Source organism: Streptomyces aquilus, from assembly GCF_003955715.1.
Taxonomy (GTDB): domain Bacteria; phylum Actinomycetota; class Actinomycetes; order Streptomycetales; family Streptomycetaceae; genus Streptomyces; species Streptomyces aquilus.
The window spans coordinates 2739278-2755145 of sequence record NZ_CP034463.1; the positions used below are offsets into that span (position 1 = coordinate 2739278).

At 71.7% G+C, this 15868-nt stretch carries 16 protein-coding genes; 5 read left to right on the plus strand and 11 right to left on the minus strand.

The genetic code is table 11. The features are described 5' to 3' along the window. Positions 1-15 precede the first annotated feature (15 nt). Positions 16-240 carry a hypothetical protein gene (locus tag EJC51_RS12675; protein WP_126271171.1) on the plus strand — a complete coding sequence of 75 codons (225 nt, stop codon included), beginning with the start codon at positions 16-18 and terminating at the stop codon, positions 238-240. Between the two features lie 107 nt (positions 241-347). Beyond that, on the plus strand, positions 348-1556 hold the full coding sequence (locus EJC51_RS12680) for a TerD family protein (RefSeq protein ID WP_126276920.1): 1209 nt from the start codon (positions 348-350) through the stop codon (positions 1554-1556). 148 nt (positions 1557-1704) lie between these two features. Here the strand turns inward: EJC51_RS12680 and EJC51_RS12685 are convergent, their stop codons facing one another. Further along, on the minus strand, positions 1705-2601 hold the full coding sequence (locus EJC51_RS12685) for a LysR family transcriptional regulator (protein WP_208870699.1): 897 nt from the start codon (positions 2599-2601) through the stop codon (positions 1705-1707). A 72-nt stretch (positions 2602-2673) separates the two neighbouring features. On the opposite strand from EJC51_RS12685, the gene EJC51_RS12690 reads away from it, so the two are divergent. After that, positions 2674-3102, plus strand: coding sequence for a YybH family protein (locus tag EJC51_RS12690; protein ID WP_126271172.1), 429 nt, complete (start codon positions 2674-2676; stop codon positions 3100-3102). 14 nt (positions 3103-3116) lie between these two features. On the opposite strand, the gene EJC51_RS12695 is transcribed toward EJC51_RS12690, so the two are convergent. The 5 genes from EJC51_RS12695 to EJC51_RS12715 all read right to left on the minus strand — a co-directional run bounded on the left by EJC51_RS12695 (position 3117) and on the right by EJC51_RS12715 (position 10055). Continuing rightward, positions 3117-4133, minus strand: a complete 1017-nt coding sequence (locus EJC51_RS12695; protein WP_126271173.1) for a 1-aminocyclopropane-1-carboxylate deaminase — start codon at positions 4131-4133, stop codon at positions 3117-3119. Between the two features lie 15 nt (positions 4134-4148). Then, positions 4149-4778, minus strand: a complete 630-nt coding sequence (locus EJC51_RS12700; protein WP_207924751.1) for a GntR family transcriptional regulator — start codon at positions 4776-4778, stop codon at positions 4149-4151. A gap of 177 nt (positions 4779-4955) precedes the next feature. Next, positions 4956-6536: a TROVE domain-containing protein gene (locus EJC51_RS12705; protein ID WP_126271174.1), complete on the minus strand. Its 1581-nt coding sequence runs from the start codon at positions 6534-6536 to the stop codon at positions 4956-4958. Between the two features lie 450 nt (positions 6537-6986). Continuing rightward, complete coding sequence (locus EJC51_RS12710) at positions 6987-8429, minus strand: alkaline phosphatase PhoX (RefSeq protein WP_126271175.1); 1443 nt, start codon at positions 8427-8429, stop codon at positions 6987-6989. Between the two features lie 198 nt (positions 8430-8627). Next, positions 8628-10055: a hypothetical protein gene (locus EJC51_RS12715; RefSeq protein WP_126271176.1), complete on the minus strand. Its 1428-nt coding sequence runs from the start codon at positions 10053-10055 to the stop codon at positions 8628-8630. Positions 10056-10352: 297 nt separating this feature from the next. Here EJC51_RS12715 and EJC51_RS12720 point away from each other — a divergent pair, with 297 nt between their 5' ends. After that, positions 10353-12182, plus strand: coding sequence for an endonuclease/exonuclease/phosphatase family protein (locus tag EJC51_RS12720; protein ID WP_126271177.1), 1830 nt, complete (start codon positions 10353-10355; stop codon positions 12180-12182). A 57-nt stretch (positions 12183-12239) separates the two neighbouring features. On the opposite strand, the gene EJC51_RS12725 is transcribed toward EJC51_RS12720, so the two are convergent. From EJC51_RS12725 to EJC51_RS49155, 5 genes are all read right to left on the minus strand, one after another. Beyond that, entirely contained in the window at positions 12240-12941 is a 702-nt protein-coding gene (locus EJC51_RS12725; RefSeq protein WP_126271178.1) for an antibiotic biosynthesis monooxygenase, read from the minus strand. A 72-nt stretch (positions 12942-13013) separates the two neighbouring features. Continuing rightward, positions 13014-13547 carry a DUF3618 domain-containing protein gene (locus tag EJC51_RS12730; RefSeq protein WP_126271179.1) on the minus strand — a complete coding sequence of 178 codons (534 nt, stop codon included), beginning with the start codon at positions 13545-13547 and terminating at the stop codon, positions 13014-13016. Continuing rightward, positions 13544-13954 carry a phage holin family protein gene (locus EJC51_RS12735; protein ID WP_126271180.1) on the minus strand — a complete coding sequence of 137 codons (411 nt, stop codon included), beginning with the start codon at positions 13952-13954 and terminating at the stop codon, positions 13544-13546. Before EJC51_RS12735 ends, EJC51_RS12730 begins: the two co-directional genes overlap by 4 nt. Before the next feature lie 53 nt (positions 13955-14007). Beyond that, the gene (locus EJC51_RS12740; protein ID WP_126271181.1) at positions 14008-14679 is read right to left on the minus strand and encodes a hypothetical protein; all 672 of its coding nucleotides are present in this window, start codon (positions 14677-14679) and stop codon (positions 14008-14010) included. Next, positions 14676-14804, minus strand: a complete 129-nt coding sequence (locus tag EJC51_RS49155; protein WP_279631344.1) for a hypothetical protein — start codon at positions 14802-14804, stop codon at positions 14676-14678. Before EJC51_RS49155 ends, EJC51_RS12740 begins: the two co-directional genes overlap by 4 nt. Positions 14805-14970: 166 nt before the next feature. Between EJC51_RS49155 and dapA the strand changes: the two genes are divergently transcribed. Continuing rightward, on the plus strand, positions 14971-15867 hold the full coding sequence (gene dapA, locus EJC51_RS12745; protein ID WP_165951126.1) for a 4-hydroxy-tetrahydrodipicolinate synthase: 897 nt from the start codon (positions 14971-14973) through the stop codon (positions 15865-15867). Position 15868: the final 1 nt, after the last annotated feature.

Sequence of the window (15868 nt, forward strand, 5' to 3'; positions counted from 1 at the left end):
CCCTACCATCCGCCCATGCCCAGCCCACACGGCTTCCGCTACGAAGCCCACGCCGACGGAACCGTCCGCATCACCCACCACCAGCGCCTCGCCACCACCCTCCACGGCCCCCGGGCCGCCCAGTTCCTCGCCGAGGTCGAGTCCGCCGCCGACCCCCAGCTCGTCATGGCCCGCTGGACCGGGAACTACAAGCGCGGCAACGAACGCACGGCTCGGAACCACCCCCGAAACCGCCGCTGATCCCGCCCCGTCCCCGCCGCTGATCCCCCGGTCCCCGCCTCCGATCCGAACGGTCGCGGGTAAGGGAACGGTAAAGCGGGTTGGATCGTTCACCGGTCATGACAGCTATGACCCCCGGCTCGAACATCCCTCTCTCCGCCGCGCGCGTGACGGTGGACGTCGCCGCCCCGGTGCGGCTCGACGTATCGGGCCTGCTGCTCACCGCCGACGGCAAGGTGCGCTCCGACGACGACTTCATCTTCTACAACCAGCCCAACGGCCCGGGCGTGACCTACCGCTCGGGCGGCGGCGCGGCACCGGACGCGATCCTCGTGGACACCGCCGCCGTCCCCCCGGGCATCGAGAAGATCGTCGTCACGGCCAGCCCGGACGCCGCCGGCCAGACCTTCCAGGGCATCGAACCGACGGCCACCATCCGCAACGCCGACGACCACTCCGTCCTCGCCACCTTCACGCCCCCGCAGCTCGGCACCGAGACGGCGCTGGTGGTCGTGGAGATCTACCTGCGCAACGGCGCCTGGAAGGCCCGCGCGGTCGGCCAGGGCTACGCCAACGGCCTGGCCGGCATCGCCACCGACTTCGGCGTGACGGTCGAGGAGCCGGCCCCGGCCCCGGTGGCACCGCCCCAGCCGGTCGCCCCGCCGGTCGCCCCGCCGCAGCCCACGATCCAGACCCCGGTCACCCCGCCGGCCCCGCCGATGAGCACGCCCCCGCCGCCGGCGCAGGCGCCCGGCGCCGGGAAGATCAACCTCGACAAGGGCCGCGTCAGCCTCCAGAAGAACCAGACCGTGTCCCTGGTCAAGGGCGGCCGCCCGCTGCTCTCCCAGGTCAAGATGGGCCTCGGCTGGGAGCCTGCGTACCGCGGCAAGGACATCGACCTGGACGCCTCGGTCATCGCCTACGGCCCGCAGCGCAACCACATCGACAGCTGCTACTTCGGCAAGCTGTCGATCGTCGGCGGCGCGATCAAGCACTCCGGCGACAACCTCACGGGTGAGGGCGGTGGCGACGACGAGGTGATCGTCGTCGACCTCGGCCGCCTCCCGCAGGAGGTCACGGGCCTGGTCTTCACCGTGAACTCCTTCTCCGGCCAGAAGTTCACCGAGGTCGCCAAGGCCTACTGCCGCCTCCTGGACGCCGCCACCGGCGAGGAACTGGTCCGCTTCGACCTCACCAACGCCGAGGCCCAGACCGGCGTGATGATGGCGAAGCTGATCAAGCAGTTCTCCGGTGAGTGGGAGATGACGGCGATGGGCGACTTCGTGAAGTCGCGCACGGTCCGGGGAATGGTGAAGCCGGCCGCCCAGGCCCTGTAAGCCACCGCCCCGCCGACCACCCCGGAACGGCCGCCCCCGCCTGACAGGCGCAAGGGCGGCCGCGCCGTTTCGGCGACGCCGCCCAGCCAGGGCCTGTGGCGACGGTGGCGTCTGCCGCGCGACGCCCGGCACGCACAAGAGGGGAACTTCACCCGCCGGGTCCGGCCCCCACCTCCCACTCCCACTCGGTGATCACCGTACGCATCAGACGGGCGGCGGCCGGCAGATGGTTCTGGGCGCCCCAGTGCAGCGTGACCGTGCGGCGGCAGTCCGGGCTGTCCACCGGGATCCAGGCGACCGGCGCCTGGGTGGCGCTGCGGCGGGCGATCGCGGGGGCGAGGCCGATGCCGAGGCCCGCGCTGATCAGGTCGGCGATGGCGCTGTGCTCGTCGGTCTCGCAGACGATCCGCGGGGTGAGACCCCGCGCCGCGAATTGCCGGTCGAGCAGCCGGCGCAGCCAGTGCCCTTCGCGCGCGGTGACGAAGGGCTGGTCGGCGAGTTCGTCGACGGTGACGGACGTGCGCCCGGCCAGCGGATGGCCGAGCGGTGTGCCCACGCCCACCTGCTCCTCGAACAGCGCCACGGACTCCAGCCCCTCGGCGGGGATCGGCTGCGAGGCGACGCACAGGTCGACCTCCTGGGCGCGCAGCCGACGGGCCATGTCCTCGGGCGGCGACCAGTGCAGCGCGATCTCGACGGCGGGATGCGCGCGCTTGTAGGCGGCCAGCGGTCCGGAGAGGGTCAGGAAGGTCTCCGACGCCAGCCGCACGACGCCCGGCCCCTCGCCGCCGGCCTCGGCGACGGCACGCCGTCCCGCGTCGAGTTCGCCCAGGGCACGTTCGACGTGGCCGCGGAAGATCCTGCCGCTGTCGTTCAGCCGGAGCCGGCCGCCCCGGTCGAACAGCGGGGTGCCCAGTTCGCTCTCCAGCCGGGCGATGGTCCGACTCAGCGACGGCTGGGCGAGACGCAACTCCTCGGCGGCCCGGCTGAGGTGCTCCAGTCGCGCCACCACCAGGAACTGCCTGAGCGCGTTCAGCTCCATCATGCCTCCGGATGCATAACCCCATAGCGATATCGGTCTTGGACAAGATAACCACGCGGTCATACCGTCGAGTTCATGAGAAGCGAGGAAGCAGAGATCCGCCGGCACATCGAGAAGCTCGTCGAGGGCCTCCAGGCCAAGGACCCCGACGCCCTGAGGCCTCTCTACGCGCCGGACATCGTGTCCTTCGACGTCCAGCCACCGCTCCAGCACGTGGGCGTCGAGGCCAAACTCAAGAACTGGGAGCCCGTGTTCACGGGATTCGAGACGGTCAGGTACGAGATCCGCGACCTGACCCTCACCGTGGGCGACGACCTCGCGTTCGGGCACGCCTTCGGCCGTCTCGGCGGCACCCTGAAGGACGGGACGGCGATCGGCGGCATGTGGGTCAGGGTCACCTACTGCCTCCGGAAGACCGGCGACGGATGGCTGATCACGCACGACCAGGTCTCCGTGCCGTTCGACATCGCGACCGGCAAGGGAGTGGTCGACCTCGAACCCTGACCCCGCCCCACCGGCTAGAACAGCGCGCTGTACGCGTTCAGCGCCGGCTGCCCGCCCAGGTGCGCGTACAGCACGGTCGCGTCCGCCCCGATCTCGCCGCGTTCGACGAGGTCGATCATCCCGGCCATCGACTTGCCCTCGTAGACGGGGTCGGTGACCATCCCCTCGGTGCGGGCGGCGAGACGCATCGCGGCGAGGGTGGTGTCGTCGGGGATGCCGTACACGCCGGCGTGGTAGCGCTCGTCCAGCTCGACGTCGGCCACCGTCAACTCCCTCTTCACACCGATGAGTCCGCCGGTGGCGTGGGCGATCCTGGCGATCTGCTCCCGGGTGGCGGCGGGCTTCGCCGAGGCGTCGATCCCGAGTACCCGCCGCGGCCGGCCGCCCGCCTCCTCCAGCGCGGCGAACCCGGCGACCATGCCCGCCTGGGTGGAGCCGGTCACCGAGCAGACCACGACGGTGTCGAAGAAGACCCCCAACTCCCGTTCCTGCTCGGCGACTTCGTACGCCCAGCCGGCGAAGCCGAGGCCGCCGAGCGGATGGTCGGAGGCGCCGGCCGGGATGGCGTACGGCGTGCCGCCCGACTCCTCGACCTCCCGGAGCGCCTGCTCCCAGGACTCCTTGAACCCGATCCCGAACCCGGCCCGCACCAGCCGTACGTCGGCCCCCGCGAGCCGGCTGATCAGGATGTTGCCGACCTTGTCGTAGACCGCGTCCGGCCAGTCCACCCAACTCTCCTGCACCAGCACGCACTTGAGCCCGGCGCGGGCGGCGACGGCCGCGACCTGCCGGGTGTGGTTGGACTGGACGCCGCCGATGGAGACGAGGGTGTCGCAGCCCTGGGCCAGGGCGTCGGCGACGAGGTACTCCAGCTTGCGCGTCTTGTTCCCGCCGTACGCGATCCCGGAGTTGCAGTCCTCCCGCTTGGCCCACAGGGACGCGCCACCGAGGTGCGCGGTGAGGCGTTCCAGGGGATGGACGGGCGAGGGTCCGAAGAGGAGCGGGTAACGCTCGTACGAGGAAAGGGACATGGGGAGCCTCCCTGGTCAGTCGCTGTCCGCGAGCTCGGCCAGCCCGCGCCAGATCTCCGCGGTGACCCGCACCGCCGCGTCCACGTCACCGGCCGCGCAGGCCGCGATGAGCCGCTCGTGCAGCCCGGCCGAGCGGCAGCTGCCGCCCTCGCCGAAGCGGCGGCGTTCCAGTCTGCGGATGAGGGGGGTGTAGCGGGCGGCGGTCGCGGCGGCGGCGCGGTTGCCGCTGACGCGGACGAGGACGTCGTGGAGGTCGTCGTCGGCCTGGAGCGCGCCGTCCACGTCACCCGCGCCGACGGCCGCGGCGAACCGTTCGTTGGCCGTGCGCATGGCCTCGATGTCCGCGGCGAACAGCCGGGGCACGGCGATCCGGGTGACCAGCTCGTGCATGGCGCCGACGACCGCGGCGGCGTCCCGTACGTCGGCGGCCACGACCGGCGTCACCCGGGTGTAGCTCTGCGGCTTGCTCTCCAGCAGCCCTTCGTCGACGAGCCGCGAGAACGCCTCCCGTACCGGCGCCCGCGACAGTCCGAGCCGCTCGGCGAGATCGGCGTCCCGCACGACCGCGCCGGGCTCCAGCTCCCCGGCCACGATGGCGTCCCTGATCGCCGCGTAGGCGCGGTCCCTGAGCAACGTACGCGGTATGGCCTCCACAACTGAAATGTTAGATGTCAGCTCTGGGCGCAGACAAGGGTGCGGGCCCTGGGCGCAGACATGAGTGTGGGCCCTGGCCACACACAAGGGTGCGGGCCCTGGGCGCACACAAGGGTGTGGCCCGCACCCCCCGTGAAGTGCGGGCCACACCCTGCCTGCTCGCCAGCCTCAGGCCGCCCACGGCCAGTCGGCGTCGCGGGCGCTCTCCAGCAGCGGCACCATCCGGAACGCCGCGTCCGACAGGCCCCCGAAGGTGTGCCGGTTCGCCGTGCCCGACGGGCCGTGGCCCGCCCGGTAGCCGGCCAGGTTCCAGGTGTAGACCGGCACGTCGGCGGGGACCTGCTCGGTCGGGTCGCCGTAGTGGCTGTACGCGTACTGCTCGTCGGTGACGATCAGCACCCGGTCGTGCCTGCGGTAGTGCCGGCGCACCGCGCCCGTGGTGTCGGTGCCGCCCAGGTTGCCGAAGCGCTCCAGGATCTTGAGCACCGACTCGCCCTTGCGGAACCGCACCTCGGCGCTGGTGGTGCCGAACTGCACCAGGTCCGCCCGCTCCGCGCGCAGCGCGAGCGCCGTGCCGAAGATCGCCGCCGCGTCCGCCCGGTTGAGCTGCGAGCGGTCGGACAGCCGGCCCCACATCGAGCCCGAGCGGTCGACGAGGACGAGCGTCCGGCCGGGCAGCGCGGGCACGTTGGCCAGCGAGTGGCCGAGCGCCTGCTCCAGCGGGTACGCCCAGCGCAGCGACGGCGCGTGCTGGTACGCGGCGAGGTACCGGAAGGGGAACTGCCGCGACCGCGCGACCTCCGCCGGGTCACTGATCCGGGCCGCGACCTGGGCCGCGACCTCGTCGGAGACCCCGGCCTGGTCGAAGTTGCGGAGATTCCGCACGAGCGCCATCGCGCCCATGGACGGAATGACCGCCTCCCAGGCCGCCTTGTCCATCGGCCCCTGCAACCACCCGGCCAGCGCCTCCCAGGTCATCCCGGCCGCGGCGAGCCGCTCGGCGCCGCCCGCGGACGTGACGACCGCGCGCCGCTCCGCGACCGGCAGCGCCATCAGCTCACGGTGGGCGACCAGCGTCCGGTTCGACGCGGGCGGCACGGCCGTGTCCGGGTTGTGCCGGCGGTCGAGGGCGTACCGGAACAGCTCGCCCTGCCACGGCTTGTCCGGGTCGGGCACCGCGTGCACCAGGTTGAGGATGTCGCCGAAGCGGTAGCCCTTGGCCGCGGTGTCGTACTTCAGCAGCGACTTTCCGCTGTAGAGACGTCGTACGGCGTCGGCGACGCCGCGCTTGACGGGCTTGGGCACATTGCGGCCGTAGGTCGCCGTCCAGTATGCGAGCAGCTCGCCGGGCTCGTCCGGACGCCGGAGCACGGAGTCGACGACCTGCCGGTTGGAGGGGCCGCCGGTGGCGCCCGCGTCGAGGCGCGCCTTCACGTACTCGGCGGCGCCGACGACGGAGGCGGTACGGAGGTTGCCCTCGCCGCGCAGCCAGCCGAGCAGGCCTGCGGTCCACTCCGGGTCGGTGACGGCGAGCTCCCGCACGAGCGTCGCGAAGCGGTCGTCGCGGTCGGCGCCGGTCTCGTAGAAGGTCTGCTGGGAGACGAAGTTGGCGACGGCGAGCAGAAAGAGCTCGGAGCGCGCGTCCCGCTCACGGCCTCGGCCGCCCTGGAAGGTGCGCAGCACGCGGCCCGTGGAGGTGACGCGCGAAGTGGGCTGCGCCCGTGCTGTCTTCCTGTTGAATCGCGACATGCTGAATTCCCCCGAATTCACTGTGGGTTTCGGAGGGAGGCGCAGCAAAAGGAGGGTGCCCGAGTTCGAAGTCGGCTGCGGAAAAGACTGGCGCGTCTGCCGTTCCGCCACATCGACCCTGAGTCGATGACGGGATTCGAACCCGCACGAGGGTTTACCCCCACCAGTTCCGGAAGTATCCGCTGCCTGCGCACCGGGCACCCACCTTGAGCTGCGCCTCCCCGAGTTCAAAAAGTTCGCACCGGGAGGTGCATGAAATTGTGGTGTCCAGAGTTCAGGTCGGCGGAACCGACATTAGGTGCTCTAACCCCTGAGCTACACCGGCGCGTTGTACCGGTGGCGGGACTCGAACCCGCGGCCGCCCCATTATGAGTGGAAGTAGGTCCTGCCTTCGCACCTGGACGTTCTTCACTCTAGGAGGCGTGCCGCGGGCGAGCGACTCAATTAATGTCAGCCGCGCTTCTGGCGCTTCCAGGGGCCGGTGATGGCGAGCATGATGCCCGGCGTCTGGATGTTGGCGAAGAGGGTCCGGCCGTCGCAGGAGAAGGTGACGCCGGTGAACTCGCTGTACTCGGGCTCCTCTTCGGTGCCGATGTTGAGTTCGTTGCGGGCGATCGGGTACGTCTTGCCGCTGTCCGTGGCGCCGAAGAGGTGCTGGACGCCCTCGCCGTCCTCGGCGATGACGAGGCCGCCGTACGGGGAGACGGTGATGTTGTCGGGGCCGTCGAAGGCGCCGTCGACGGAGGGGTCGGGGTTGACGCCGAGGAGCACCTTCAGGGTGAGGGTGCGGCGCTTGGGGTCGTAGAACCAGACCTGGCCGTCGTGCTGGACGGGGCTCTCCGTGCGGGCGTAGGAGGAGACGATGTAGGCGCCGCCGTCACCCCACCACATGCCCTCCAGCTTGCGGGCGCGGGTGACCTGTCCGTCGGAGAACTGCTTGCGGACGGCGACGGTCTTGGCGTCGCGGTCGGGGACGTCCACCCAGTCGACGCCGTAGACGGTGCCGATCTTGGTGGCGCGGGAGAGGTCGTCGACGAACTGGCCGCCGGAGTCGAAGCACTTGAAGGCCTGGAGGGCGCCGGCGTCGTCGGCGAGGGTGCGCAGCTTGCCGCGGCCGTGCTCGAAGCCCTGGGGCGGGGTCCAGCGGAAGAGCAGGCCGTTGGGGCCGGCGGCGTCCTCGGTGAGGTAGGCGTGGCCGCGCCTGGGGTCGATGACGACGGCCTCGTGGGCGTAACGGCCGAAGAACTTCAGGGGCTTGGGGGCGCGGTTGGCGCGGTGGTCGATCGGGTCGACCTCGAAGACGTAGCCGTGGTCCTTGGTCATGCCGTTGGTGCCGGCCTTGTCCTCGGTCTCCTCGCAGGTGAGCCAGGTGTCCCAAGGGGTGCGGCCGCCCGCGCAGTTGGTGGAGGTGCCGGCGATGCCGACCCACTCGGCGACGTGCCCGCCGGGGCGGACCTCGACGACCGTGCAGCCGCCGGACGCGGCGGGGTCGTAGACCAGGCCCTCGGTGAGCGGCACGGGGTACTTCCAGTTGGCGCGCGGGCCCTTCAGCTCGTGGTTGTTGACGAGCAGGGTGGTGCCGCGGGGGCCGTCGAAGGTGGCCGTGCCGTCGTGGTTGGACGGGGTGATCTCGCCCGACTCCAGCTTGGTCTTGCCGCTGTAGGTGATGACGCGGTACTTGAACCCGGCGGGCAGCGCGAGGATGCCGTCGGGGTCGGGGATCAGGGGCCCGTAGCCGACTCCGCCGCGAGCGTCCGCCCCGCTCTCGGCGTCGATGTCGGTGGACGCGAGGGCTTGCGGCGCGGTGGCGAGGGCGCCGACGCTGCCGGCCAGCGCGACACCGGCACCGGTGATCGCGGAGTTTCTGGCGAAGTCCCTGCGGGTGAGCGACATGGTGTCTCCTGTGTGGCGGTGGGTGTGCCGTGGGAGGTGGCGGACCTCGGGTCGGCGTCACCGTCCCGCCCACGCCTGAACGGGGGTTGAACACGGGACGACGTCCGCATGTTCGCTTCCATGAATCCGTCCACCGCCGACCCGTGCCCCGGCACGGCCGCGGCGGCACCGCCGCGGCCCTCGGTACCGCTCGGAGGGTCAACCGCCGTGCTGCGAGCGGGCCTTGAAGGCCGCCTTGCGCGCTTCCTTCGCGATCTTCTTGTCCGGGTGCAGCCGCCCCATCGCCTCCAGCACGTCCGCGGTGGCCGGGTGGTCCACCCGCCACGCGGCGGCGAAGAACCCGCTGTGCTGCTGGGCGAGGCCCTCCACGAGCCCCCGCAGCTCCTCGGAGTTGCCCTCGGCGGCGAGCTGTGCGGCGACGGTGTCGACGGTGAGCCAGAAGATCATCGACTCCGAGGGCGGCGGTACGTCCGTGGCGCCGCGCTCGGTGAGCCAGACGCGGGCCAGCCCGCCGAGCTCCGGGTCGTTGAGCACCGCCCGCAGCGCCGGTTCGGCCTCCGGCCCCACGAGGGACAGCGCCTGCTGGCAGCGCAGCCGGCGCAGCGGTGCGCCCGCGTCCCCGCCCCGGCTGGCGGCCAGCAACTCCCGGGCGGCGGCGAGGGGTTCACGCCGGTCCAGCCACTGCTCGGTCTCCGCCTGCGCGGCCCCGGGCGGGAAGCCGGCGGTGCCGTCGAGGAGGGCGTCCGCGCCCTTGTCGACGAGGTCCCCGACGGCCGGCGCCGCGAAGCCGGCCTCGAGGAGCCGGGCCCGCAGCCCGTACAGCCCGAGCGGGGTGAGCCGCACCATGCCGTAGCGGGAGACGTCGGTGTCGTCGACCGGCGCGGCGGGCTCCTCGTCGGCGTCGGCCATGAGCGCCTCGTCGACGGGCTGGTACTCGACGAGCCCGATCGGCTCCAGGACCCGGAACTGGTCGTCGAGGCGCATCATCGCGTCGGAGACCTGTTCGAGGACATCGTTGGTGGGCTCCCCCATGTCGTTGGGCACGATCATGGATGCGGCGAGCGCGGGGAGCGGCACCGGCCGGTCACCGGGGCCGTCCTCGTTGACGGTGAGCAGATAGAGGTTGCCGAGCACGCCGTCGAGGAAGTCGGCCTCGGCCTCCGGGTCCCAGTCGAGGGAGGAGAGGTCGATCTCGCCGCGCTCGTCCATGGCGTCCATCAGGTCGTCGAGGTCGGGCACGCTCGCGTCGGCGACGACCGTGTCCAGCGCGCCGAGCCACACCCCGAGCACGTCCTGCGGGGAGCCGCCGGTGAGCAGGGCGAGGTCCTCGCCGGCCGCGACGGTGCCCTCCTCCTCGTCGGCGATCTCGACGAGCCCGGTGTCGATCGCGACCCGCCAGGCCTCGCTCGCCCAGGCCGCGGCGTCGTCCCCGGTGAGGCCGAGGAACTCGGCGGCGGCGGGGAGCTGGTCCTCGACCAGTCCGCCGCCGGCGTCGACGCGGGTCTCGGGAGAGGCCCAGCGGGCCAGCCGGGCGGCCCGGGAGAGCAGCGGCGTGGACAGCGCGTCCCGCGCCAGCTCCGCTTCGGGGTGCAGCCGCACCGGCGGCAGGGGGGAGCTGTCTGACATCGGCTGCTTCTCCTAGACATCGCGTCTTACCACTCAGCCGCTCAGCCTAGACGGATTTGGACCCATGCCGCCCGGTTCATCTCCCCGCCAGGTCCCGTACATGGCCGAAACCTTGACAACTGACGTGATCACGCAGGAGATTACGCGCGTAGAAATTCACTGCACACCTGTTCACCGCCCTGACACCTGCGCACGCTACTTTCTACGCGCGTCGCTTCCGCCCCACCGGTCGCGGCTCCCACCGTTCCACGCTCCACCCTCGTCCCGGCGCATCTGAACGTCCCCGGAGGGATCCCGTTGCCGAGCAAGTCTTCCGCGCGCCTCGCCGCGCTCACCGTCGCCGCCGTGTGCTCCGCCGCGTCCACGGTCGTCCTGATCTCCCCCGCGCACGCGGACTCCGTGCGCATCCATGACATCCAGGGCACGACCCGGATATCCCCGTACGCCGGCCAGAAGGTCGCGGACGTGTCCGGCATCGTCACCGGCATCCGTACGTACGGATCGTCCAAGGGCTTCTGGATCCAGGACCCGAACGCGGACGACAACCCCGCCACCAGTGAGGGCGTCTTCGTCTTCACCAGCTCCACCCCGAAGGGCGTCGCCGTCGGCGACCTCGTCACGGTGTCCGGCACGGTCTCGGAGTACGTCCCCGGCGGCACCTCCTCCGGCAACCAGTCGATCACCGAGATCACCAAGCCGACCACCACGGTCGTCTCCAGCGGCAACGCCGTCCCGGCCGCCGTGGTCGTGGACGCCAAGTCGGTCCCGGCCGCCTACGCACCGGCCGGCGACGCCGCCGCGGGCAACTCGATCAACGGCCTGACCCTGGAGCCGTCGAAGTACGCCCTGGACTACTACGAGTCCCTGGAGGGCGAGAACGTCCAGGTCGCCGACACCCGCGTGGTCGGCGCCAGCGACCCGTACACCGAGCTGTGGGTGACGGTGAAGCCGCGCGAGAACGCCAACCGCCGCGGCGGCACGGTCTACGGCTCCTACGACTCCCAGAACACCGGCCGGATCCAGATCCAGTCGCTCGGCTCGACCGCCGCCTTCCCGAAGGCGAACGTCGGCGACGTCCTGGAGGGCGCCACGACCGGCCCGCTGGACTACAACCAGTTCGGCGGCTACACCCTCGTCGCGAACTCGATCGGCACGCTGAAGAGCGGCGGCATCGAGCGCGAGACGACCCAGAAGCAGAAGCGCGGCGAGCTCGCGGTCGCCACGTACAACGTCGAGAACCTCGACCCGTCCGACGACACCTTCGCCGCGCACGCCGCCGCGATCGTGAACAACCTCCAGTCGCCCGACATCGTGTCCCTGGAGGAGATCCAGGACAACAACGGAGCGACCAACGACGGTACGGTCGCCGCCGACCAGACGGTGCAGAAGCTGATCGACGCGATCGCGGCCGCGGGCGGCCCGACGTACGACTGGCGCTCCATCGACCCGACGAACGGCACGGACGGCGGCGAGCCGGGCGGCAACATCCGCCAGGTGTTCCTGTTCAACCCGGAGCGGGTCTCCTTCACCGACCGCGCCGGCGGCGACGCCACCACGGCCGTCGGGGTGACCAGGGAGCACGGCAAGGCGGCCCTGACGATCTCCCCCGGCCGCATCGACCCCGCGAACGAGGCCTGGACGTCCAGCCGCAAGCCGCTGGTCGGCGAGTTCGTCTTCCGCGGCCGCACGGTCTTCGTGATCGCCAACCACTTCAACTCCAAGGGCGGCGACTACGGTCTGACCTCGGCGACCCAGCCGGTGCCGCGCAGCTCGGAGGTGCAGCGCCACCAGCAGGCCACCCTGGTCAACGCCTTCGTCAAGGACATCCTCGACACCCAGAAGAACGCGGACGTCGTCGCCCTCGGCGACATCAACGACTTCGAGTTCTCCGACACCGCCAAGATCCTGGAGACGGACGGCGCCCTGTGGTCGGCGATCAAGTCGCTGCCGAAGAGCGAGCGTTACTCGTACGTCTACCAGGGCAACACCCAGGTCCTGGACCAGATCCTGGTCTCCCCGTCGATCCGGCGCGGCTGTGACTTCGAGTACGACAGCGTGCACGTCAACTCGGAGTTCAACGACCAGATCAGCGACCACGACCCGCAGGTCCTGCGCTTCAAGCCGTAACCGCACGGCGGCTCAACAGGCCCGGCTGGACGACGAGTCCAGCCGGGCCCGGCCGTGTCAGGCGGGCAGCAGTCCGAGCACGTGCTCGTAGCGGCTGACCGTACTGCCCTTCAGCCCCGGCCAGTTCTGGACCCGCTTCCACAGCTCGGTCGCCGAGCCGACGCCGTCGCCGGGGGCGGCCATCGCGTCGATGTGGTCCTGGGCGGTCTCCCACTCGGCGTAGTTCAGGACGCGAGTGCCGTCGGTGCCGAGGTGGAAGTGGGCGCCGATGCCGCCGGGGTGCGGGTTCGGCTCGCTCTCCAGGGCCTCGAAGACGGCGTCGACCCAGGCCCGCTGCCGCTCCGGATCAGGGCCCTCGAACTCCACCTCGACGATCACGACACACCCCGGCACGCGCGTGTCACCGTCTTGGGTGCCGCTGCGGTAACGCCGGTAGCGGTCGAGCCGGACCCGTTCGATGCCCGGCACCGCGGTGTCGACCTCGTCGACGCGCTCCTGCCGTTGGGTCTTCACGAACGCCTCGTACGCCGACTCGCTCGTCCACTGCGAGTGGTGCAGCAGGGTGGAGCCGTCGTGCCCGGCGTAGACGTGGTAGCCGAGCAGACCGGCGGCCGGCCAGTCCCGGCGCTCCCAGGTCCGCGCGATCGCCTCCACCGTCAGGCGCTGCCGTTCGGGAGTGCCGACGCGCCAGGTGCTGAAGAAGGGCGCGCCGACGCGCGGGTCGGTCAGGTCGGGGTGGTCGCCGGTACGACGGGTCATGTCGGTCTCCGCTGCTCGGTGCCGGATGCGTGTACCGACGACCCTCCAACCTCAACCGCGATTCAGGTCAAGTCACCTCTTGGGGTAGCGCCATGACACCACGACCACCGCGGCGAGGGCCGCGCCGATGACGAGCGCCGGGCGCGGATGCCGGATCGCCGCCCGGACGACGGGCCGGGCGGGCTGCGGAACGCCGTGCTCGACCCGGTGCTGCAACTCGTGACCGGTCTTCGTCGCCCGGTCCTGTGTCTGATGGCCGGTCCTCGTGGCCCGGTCCTGGACCTTGTGGCCGACCTGCGTGGCCTTGTCCTGCACCGTGTGGCGGGCCTGTGCGGCCCGGTCGTGCAGGGTGTGGCCAGCGTGCGTGGCCCGGTCGTGGGCCGTGTGGCCGGCCTGCGCCGCGGTGCTGCGCAGCTGCACGGTCATCGCGCCCGCCTTGTCCCTGAGGTCGGCCGCCCGCGCCCGCGCTCGGCCCTTGACATCCATCTTTCCTGCCAACTCCTCCACTGTGTCGCCGAGTTGGCTGCGGGTCCGCTCGATCTGCTCGCGCAGCTCCTCGGGGCCCTTGGCCCCGCTGTCCACACCCGGCGTCGTCCGGTCCGTCATCGATGCGCCCTTTCCCTGATCTCCTCGACATCGGCCCTGACGCTGCCGAGGGCCTCCTCGGGCGTGGGGGGTGCGGCGCGGCGGAGCTGGGCACGGCCGCGCGCGGCGAGCAGGGCGGCGGTCGCGAACAGCACGGCCGTCACGATGAGCGCCGCGGCCCAGACGGGCAACGTCAGCGAGAGGGCGGCGGCGGCCGTGGCGGCGAGGGCGAGCAAGCCGGCGTAGGCGACCGCGCCGGCGGCGCCGATCATGCCGCCGCCGCGTCCGGCGCGCCGCCCCTTCTCGGCGAGCTCCTCCTTGGCGAGGGCCACTTCCTGCCGTACCAGCTGGGAGAGCTGTTCGGTGGCCTGGCCGACGAGTTCGCCGACGGAGCGCTGGGCCTGCCCGGGCTCCTGGGTCTGGGTCACGGTGTCCGCCTCCTCTCGGTTTCGGACCGACCGAGTACCCGGACCCGTCCCCGCTACCCCTGCGAACCCGCCTCCGGCCCCCGTTCCCCCAGCCGCGCCAGCTGGGTCTGGAACCAGTCGAGGCGGGCCTGCAACAGGGCCGCCTCCGCGGCGAGTTCGGAGACGCCGAGGTCCGCCGGTGCGGTGCTCCCGCTGCCCGCCACCACCCGCAGCCCCTCCCCCGCCAGCCGTGCGAAGGAGGCGAGCGAGACGGACGTACGACCCCGTAGGCAGGCCGCGCAGGACGGGGCGAGGCCGCGCCAGCCCGGTCGGCCCCAGCCGGCGTCGGCGAGGGCGGAGGCGGTCGTGCCGCAGGCGCAGGGGCCGACGGTGGCGGTGCGGACGCGCTGGCGGGCGTAGCGGTAGCCGAGTTCGAAGCGGAGGTAGCGGCCGAGGACGGAGACCTCCAGCAGGACGGCGGCGCGGTGCTCGGCGGTGCAGAGCAGCGCCTCGGCCGTCGTACGGTCGTGGACGCAGTGGAAGCCGCAGTCGCAGCGGCGGTGCGGTGCCGGGTGCCGCAGGCCGTAGACGCAGGACGCGTCGGCCAGGACTCCGTACGGCAGCGCGCCGCCCAGCGACACCCCGGTGAACCCGGCCCGGGTGCCGTCATGGGACAGCACCGGGTGGGCGATCTTGTATCCGGTCGGCGGCTCCGTCGGGCGTTCCTCCGGAAGCCGGAACCTCATCGGGCGGCCGGTACCTCTTCGGGCGCCTTCAGTTCCTCGATCTCCTCGGGGAGTTCCAGCGCGGGTTCCTCCGCGCGGTCCCGCTCTTCCGCGACTCCGGTGGCGAGTGCCTTGCCGAGCTTCATGACGCCTCCCATGACCTGGGGCCGATGACCGTCCTGGCCATGGTGACCCATGAGGGGCCGATTTGGACATAGGGCCTCCACCGGACCCCACCTCTCAGCATCACTTACCAATACATCGTAGAAGAATTAAGTGGAGCTTCACGATGGCAGTGCCGAGACTACTCCCATGACGTACTCCGGCTCCCCCGCCCCGCTCTTCGGCCGCGCCCTCTGCGCGATGATCACGCCCTTCACCGAGGGCGGCGCCCTCGATCTGGCAGGGGCGCAGCGGCTCGCCGAGCGGCTGGTGGCGGAGGGCTGCGACGGCCTGGTCCTGTCCGGCACCACGGGCGAGTCGCCGACCACGTCGGACGCCGAGAAGGCGGACCTCGTCCGGGTGGTACGGGAGGCGGTCGGCAGCCGGGCATCGATCCTCACCGGCATCGGCACCTTCGACACCCGGCACACCGTCGAACTCGCCCTGGAGGCCGAAAAGGCGGGCGCGGACGGGGTGTTGCTGGTCAGCCCGTACTACAGCAAGCCTCCGCAGGACGCCCTGGAGGCGCACTTCCGCCAGATCGCGGACGCCTCCGGCCTGCCGATCGCCCTCTACGACATCCCGGGCCGCACCGGCACCCGCATCGAGCCCGACACGCTGCTCCGGCTCGCCGAGCACCCGAGGATCGTCGCGGTCAAGGACTGCTCCTACGACTTCCTCGCCGCCCAGAAGGTCATCGCCCGCACGGAGTTGGCGTACTACGCGGGCTGCGACGAGCACAACCTCGCCCTGTACGCGGTGGGCGGGGCGGGGTACATCAGCACGGTGGCGAACGTCGTCCCGGCCCGACTCCGTGCCGTCCTGGACGCGTTCGACGCGGGCGACACGGCCGAGGCGGCCCGCCTCCAGCAACAGGCCACCCCGCTCATCGAGTTGATGATGTCGGCGGGCCTGCCCGGCACGGTCACGGCGAAGGCCCTGCTCAACGAAGTGGGCCTGCCCGCGGGCCCGGTCCGCGCGCCGCTGCTGCCCGCCGGCCGGGAGGCGGTCGACGGGCTGCTGGCGGCGTACCGGGCGCTGCGCTGAG